Origin of the sequence: Streptomyces sp. BoleA5 (assembly GCF_000373665.1) — a bacterium.
Taxonomy (GTDB): Bacteria; Actinomycetota; Actinomycetes; order Streptomycetales; family Streptomycetaceae; genus Actinacidiphila.
Map to the genome: position 1 here is coordinate 166,854 of NZ_KB892097.1, position 6,863 is coordinate 173,716.

The window sequence follows — 6,863 nt, forward strand, 5'->3', positions numbered from 1 at the left end:
TACCAGTAGGACCGGCGCACACCAAGCCGACAGCCGTCGCACTCCAGGGAGCACACCCATGGCCCAGCCGTCCCTTCCGTCCACGAGCGGTGCCCGAGGCGCAGCACTGCGAGAGGCCCTGGCGACCCGGGTGGTCGTCGCCGACGGGGCGATGGGCACGATGCTCCAGGCGCAGAATCCCACCCTTGACGACTTCGAGGGACACGAGGGCTGCAACGAGGTCCTCAACGTCTCCCGCCCCGACATCGTCGCCTCCGTCCACCGCGAGTACTTCGCCGTCGGCGTGGACTGCGTGGAGACCAACACCTTCGGCGCGAACTTCTCCGCCCTCGGCGAGTACGACATCGCCGACCGCATCGTCGAGCTGTCCGAGGCCGGCGCCCGCATCGCCCGCGAGGCCGCCGACGAGTTCACCGCCCGGGACGGCCGCCAGCGCTGGGTCATCGGCTCCATCGGGCCCGGCACCAAGCTGCCGACGCTCGGCCACGTCGACTACGCCGTCCTGAAGGAGGGCTTCCGGCAGAACGCCGCCGGTCTGGTCGCGGGCGGCGCCGACGCCCTGCTCGTCGAGACCTGCCAGGACCTGCTGCAGATCAAGGCCGCAGTGCTCGGCACCAAGGAGGCCCTCGCCGAGGCCGGACTCGACCTGCCGCTCTTCGTCCAGGTCGCCGTCGAGACCACCGGCACCATGCTGCTGGGCTCCGAGATCGGCGCCGCGCTGACCGCGCTCGAACCGCTCGGCATCGACACCATCGGCCTGAACTGCTCCACCGGCCCCGCCGAGATGAGCGAGCACCTGCGCTACCTCGCCCGCCACGCCCGCGTCGGGATCTCCTGCATGCCCAACGCGGGACTGCCCATCCTCGGCAAGGACGGCGCACACTTCCCGCTCGGCCCCGAGGGCCTCGCCGACGCCCAGGAGGCCTTCGTCCGCGAGTACGGGCTCTCCCTGGTCGGCGGCTGCTGCGGCACCACCCCCGAGCACCTGCGCCAGGTCGTCGAACGCGTCCGCGGCCACGAGGTCACCCCCCGGACGCCGCGCCCCGAGCCGGGCGCCTCCTCGCTCTACCAGACCGTGTCCTTCCGCCAGGACACCTCCTACCTGGCCATCGGCGAGCGGACCAACGCCAACGGCTCCAAGAAGTTCCGCGAGGCCATGCTCGACGGCCGCTGGGACGACTGCGTGGAGATGGCGCGGGACCAGATCCGCGAGGGCGCCCACCTGCTCGACCTGTGCGTCGACTACGTCGGCCGGGACGGCGTCGCCGACATGAACGAGATCGCCGGACGGCTGGCCACCGCCTCCACCCTGCCGATCGTGCTGGACTCCACCGAGCCCGAGGTGCTCCGCGCCGGCCTGGAGAAGCTCGGCGGCCGCGCCGTGATCAACTCCGTCAACTACGAGGACGGCGACGGCCCCGACTCCCGCTTCGCCCGCACCACCCGCCTCGCTGCCGAGCACGGCGCCGCGCTGATCGCCCTCACCATCGACGAGGAGGGCCAGGCCCGCACCCCGCAGGCCAAGGTGGCCGTGGCCGAGCGGCTCATCGCGGACCTGACCGGCAACTGGGGCATCGCAGAGAGCGACATCATCGTCGACTGCCTGACCTTCACCATCGCCACCGGGCAGGAGGAGTCCCGCAAGGACGGCATCGCCACCATCGAGGCGATCCGCGAGCTCAAGCGCCGCCACCCGGACGTGCAGACCACGCTCGGCCTGTCCAACATCTCCTTCGGCCTCAACCCGGCCGCCCGCATGGTGCTGAACTCGGTCTTCCTCCACGAGTGCGTCGAGGCCGGCCTTGACTCGGCGATCGTGCACGCCTCCAAGATCCTGCCGATCGCCCGCATCCCCGAGGAGCAGCGCGAGGTCGCCCTGGACCTGGTGCACGACCGGCGCCGCGAGGGCTACGACCCGCTGCAGCGCTTCCTGGAGCTCTTCGAGGGGGTCGACACCAAGTCCGTCCGGGCGAGCCGCGCCGAGGAACTGGCCGCGCTGCCGCTGGAGGAGCGCCTGCAGCGGCGCATCGTCGACGGCGAGAAGAACGGCCTGGAGGAGGACCTCGACGAGGCCCTGACGACGCGGCCCGCCCTCGAGATCGTCAACGACACCCTCCTGGAGGGCATGAAGGTCGTCGGCGAGCTCTTCGGCTCCGGCCAGATGCAGCTGCCGTTCGTCCTGCAGTCGGCCGAGGTGATGAAGACGGCCGTCGCCCACCTCGAACCGCACATGGAGAAGTCCGACGCCTCCGGCAAGGGCACCATCGTGCTGGCCACCGTCCGCGGCGACGTCCACGACATCGGCAAGAACCTCGTGGACATCATCCTGTCCAACAACGGCTACAACGTCGTCAACCTCGGCATCAAGCAGCCCGTCTCGGCGATCCTCGACGCCGCCGACGAGCACTCGGCCGACGTCATCGGCATGTCCGGCCTGCTGGTCAAGTCCACGGTGATCATGAAGGAGAACCTGGAGGAGCTGAACCAGCGCGGCCTCGCCGCCCGCTACCCCGTCATCCTCGGCGGCGCGGCGCTCACCCGGGCCTACGTCGAGCAGGACCTCCACGAGCTGTACGCGGGCGAGGTCCGCTACGCCCGCGACGCCTTCGAGGGACTGCGCCTGATGGACGCCCTCATCGCCGTCAAGCGCGGGGTACCCGGCGCCACCCTCCCCGAACTCAAGCAGCGCCGCGTGGCGGCACGTGAGAGCGTCGTGCCCGAGCCCGAGGAGAACCGGGGCCAGATCCGTTCCGACGTCGCCGTCGACAACCCGGTGCCCGCCCCGCCGTTCTGGGGCTCCCGCGTCGTCAAGGGCATCCCGCTCAAGGACTACGCGTCCTGGCTGGACGAGGGCGCCCTGTTCAAGGGCCAGTGGGGGCTCAAGCAGTCCCGGGCCGGCGGCCCCATGTACGAGGAACTGGTGGAGACCGAGGGCCGCCCGCGGCTGCGCGGGCTGCTGGACCGGCTGCAGAGCGAGGGGCTGCTCGAGGCGGCCGTCGTCCACGGCTACTTCCCCTGCGTCTCCAAGGGCGACGACCTGATCATCCTCCACGAGGACGGCACCGAGCGGACCCGCTTCACCTTCCCGCGCCAGCGCCGCGGCCGCCGGCTGTGCCTGGCCGACTTCTTCCGGCCCGAGGAGTCCGGCGAGACCGACGTCGTCGGCCTGCAGGTCGTCACCGTCGGCAACCGGATCTCCGAGGCGGCCAACGAGCTCTTCGCCGCCGACGCCTACCGCGACTACCTCGAACTGCACGGGCTGTCCGTCCAGCTCGCCGAGGCCCTGGCCGAGTACTGGCACGCCCGGGTCCGCGCGGAACTCGGCTTCGCGGGGGAGGACCCGGGCGCGATGGAGGACATGTTCGCCCTGAAGTACCGGGGCGCTCGCTTCTCGCTCGGCTACGGCGCCTGTCCCGACCTGGAGGACCGCGCCAAGATCGCGGAGCTGCTGGAGCCCGAGCGGATCGGGGTCCGCCTCTCGGAGGAGTTCCAGCTCCATCCGGAGCAGTCCACCGACGCGATCGTCATCCATCACCCGGAGGCCAAGTACTTCAACGCGCGGTAGTCCGACGTACGTCGTACACTTGACGGTCCGATACGGCACCTGGCCGGTCGCACGCCCCCACCACCCGGGCGCGAGGCGACCGGCCTTTGTGCCCCCTGGCAGCAGAGGAGTGGGGCGCATGACGAGCGGTATTCCCGCCACCGAGATCCGGCCGGCCCGCGAGGCGGGCCTGCAGGCCGTGCTCCTGGACATGGACGGCACGCTGGTCGACACCGAGGGCTTCTGGTGGAACGCGGAGGTCGAGGTCTTCGCGGAACTCGGCCACGTCCTGGACGACACCCACCGCGAGGTCGTCGTCGGCGGCCCCATGGCCCGCAGTCTGGGACACCTCATCTCGGTCACCGGGGCGGACGCCACGCTCGCCGAGCTGTCCACCCTGATCAACCTGCGCTTCGTCGAGCTCATCGGCCGCGGCGTGCCGCTGATGCCGGGCGCCCGGCGCCTGCTCACCGACCTGGCCGCCCACGGCGTGCCCGCCGCCCTGGTCTCCGCCTCCCACCGGCGTATCATCGACGCCGTCATGCTCTCCCTCGGCTCCCAGCACTTCGCCTTCTCCCTCGCCGGGGACGAGATCGAGCGGACCAAGCCGCACCCCGACCCCTACCTGCTCGCCGCCGCGCGGCTCGGCGCGGACCCCGCACGGTGCGTGGTCGTCGAGGACACCCCCACCGGTGTCGCGGCCGCCGAGGCGGCCGGCTGCCACGTCGTCGCGGTGCCGTCCATCGCCGCCATCGCCCCGGCCTCCGGGCGGACCGTGGTGACCTCCCTGGAACGCGTCGACGTACCCTTTCTGCGCTCTCTGATTACAACCGTTCACTGAGCGTCGCCGTGAATTGAACGGAAACTCTGGGCGGTTGCCCGGCTATTTTCCGTGACGATTCGGAGCGCCGAATTGTTTACCGGCCGGTACGGCGGAGCGTGATACTTTTCACATCTGCGGGTGTCGACAGCGCGCGCGGAGCGTGCTTCGGACCGTCAAAATGCGGTGAAGTCGGTGGGGTTGTGTCCGGATTGAGGAGCCGCGCGCTGTTCGTTCCGCTGTCCGGATTTCGGTGCGCCGCGCCCTGTTATCCGCCCGTGACGTGGGCTCAACTTCTTCGTGTTCGGGGGCGGTCCGCCGGAATGCCGGTGCCCGGCAATTGCGGGTATCGTCGCCCCGCTCAACACTGCACGGCCAAGGGCCGGAAGAGGGAGAACAACGAGGATGAATCGCAAGCTACTGGTGCTGCCGGCGCTGCTGGGCCTCGCCGCGCCCGTACTCGCCGGATGCGGCGACTCGACCGGTGGTGGCGGTGGCGGTGACGCGATCGTCATCGGCTCCACGGACCCCCTCGAGATGTCCGCGGACCAGCCTTCCCCCCTCGACCCGGCCACGGCGTACGACGGCGGCACGTACAGCTTCCTGAACAACACCTTCCAGATGCTGCTCGGTTACACCCGCAGCTCCAGCACCCCCGAGCCCGACGCCGCCAAGTCGTGCACCTTCTCCGACACCAAGTCGGAGACGTACCGCTGCACGCTGCGGGACGGCCTGAAGTTCGCCAACGGCCACGCGCTCACCTCGGAGGACGTCAAGTTCTCGGTCGACCGCGTGCTGAAGATCAACAGCGACATCGGCCCGGCGAGCCTCCTGGTGAACATCGACAGCGTCGAGGCCCCTGACCCGAAGACCGTCGTCTTCCACCTCAAGTCCTCCGACGCCACCTTCCCCTACAAGCTGGCGACCCCGGCCGCGGCCATCGTCGACAGCGAGGTCTACAGCGCCACCGAGCCGCTCAAGGGCCTGAAGATGGAGGGCTCCGGCCCGTACAAGCTGGACTCGTGGAAGGACGGCAAGGCCGTCCTCAGCGCGAACCCGAACTACACGGGCCTGATCGGCAAGCGCAACAACGAGAAGGTCGAGGTCCACTTCTTCTCCTCGGCCACCGAGATGATGAAGGCTCTCGCCGCCGGTGACGTCGACCTGGTGAACCGCACCCTCGAGTCGGACCAGATCAACGAGATCGCGCAGGACACCGTCGAGAACGTCAAGCTGACCGAGACCCCGGGTCTCGCGGCCCGCTACATGTTCTTCAACGTCGAGGACCCCTCGGTGAAGGACGAGGCCGTCCGTGAGGCCATCGCCCGCCTCCTCGACCGCGACAGCCTCACGCGCGACGTGACCGGCCGCACCGCGACCCCGCTGTTCGGCGCCGTCCCGACCGGCATCACCGGCCACACCAACTCGTACTTCAACGCGTACGGCGAGCCCGACCGCGACAAGGCCGCCCAGGTGCTGTCCGCCGCGGGCATCAGCACCCCGGTCAAGTTCACCTGGACCTACCCGACGGAGCACCCGTCCACGCCGGACAAGGAGGAGGCCGAGAACCTGAAGAAGCAGCTCGAGTCCACCGGGCTGTTCGACGTGAGCCTCCAGCCGATCACCTGGAAGAAGTTCCTGAAGGGTGCCGCCACCGGGCAGTTCGCCGCCTACTCGCTCAGCTGGCTCCCCGACTTCCCGGACGCCGAGACCTACATCGCGCCCTTCTTCGCGGACGACGGATTCCTCGACCTCAACTACAAGAGCGAGACCATCAAGAACCAGCTCCTGCCGGCCACCCGCCGGTCCGCGGACCGCGGCAAGACGGACAAGGACTTCGCGAAGATGCAGGAAGTCCTCGCGCAGGACCTCCCGATGATCCCGCTGTACCAGGACAAGCAGTTCGTCGCCAGCCGCGAAGGCATCACGGGAGCCGAATGGTTCCTCAACTCCTCTTCCAGCGCCCAGTTCTGGGAGATTGGTCGCGGTGTGACAGGATGAGCCACCGGTCGGCCGGACCCGGGAATTTCCCGCGGTCCGGCCGGCACGGGCCTGCCCCGTACCGCGAAGCAGTGAGGGAAGTCTCGTGAGGAATCGAGTCCAACGACTGGCGCTCCCGCTCTCCGCGACCATGACGGCAGTCGTGGTCGCCGGCTGTGGTACGGGAGGGTCGGACGGCGAGGCCACCGGGAAGTCCGTCACGATGGGCATCACGGACAAGGTGACCGCGGTCGATCCGGCCGCCGGTTACGATGTCGGCTCCTGGATCGTGTTCAACAACGTCTTCCAGTCGCTGCTCAGTTTCCCCAAGGGCGCCACCAAGCCCGAGCCCGAGGCCGCGGAGAGCTGCAAGTTCACCGACGAGGCCAGCAAGACCTTCGACTGCACGCTGCGCGGGGGCCTGAAGTTCAGCAACGGTGAGGCGCTCACCTCGGAGGACGTGAAGTTCTCCTTCGAGCGCACCATCAAGATCAACGACGAGAACGGTCCGGCGGTCCT

The 6,863-nt window shown here is 69.4% G+C and carries 4 protein-coding genes; all 4 read left to right on the forward strand.

Annotated features, from left to right (window positions below; translation table 11 throughout):
• Positions 1–58: 58 nt before the first annotated feature.
• On the forward strand, positions 59–3,565 hold the full coding sequence (gene metH / locus B085_RS0113275; RefSeq protein ID WP_018559052.1) for a methionine synthase: 3,507 nt from the start codon (positions 59–61) through the stop codon (positions 3,563–3,565).
• Positions 3,566–3,683: 118 nt separating this feature from the next.
• Positions 3,684–4,385, forward strand: a complete 702-nt coding sequence (locus B085_RS0113280; RefSeq protein WP_018559053.1) for an HAD family hydrolase — start codon at positions 3,684–3,686, stop codon at positions 4,383–4,385.
• 384 nt (positions 4,386–4,769) lie between these two features.
• Complete coding sequence (locus B085_RS0113285; protein ID WP_018559054.1) at positions 4,770–6,365, forward strand: ABC transporter substrate-binding protein; 1,596 nt, start codon at positions 4,770–4,772, stop codon at positions 6,363–6,365.
• Positions 6,366–6,450: 85 nt separating this feature from the next.
• A partial coding sequence (locus tag B085_RS0113290; RefSeq protein ID WP_234018560.1) for an ABC transporter substrate-binding protein occupies positions 6,451–6,863 on the forward strand: 413 nt, incomplete at its 3' end.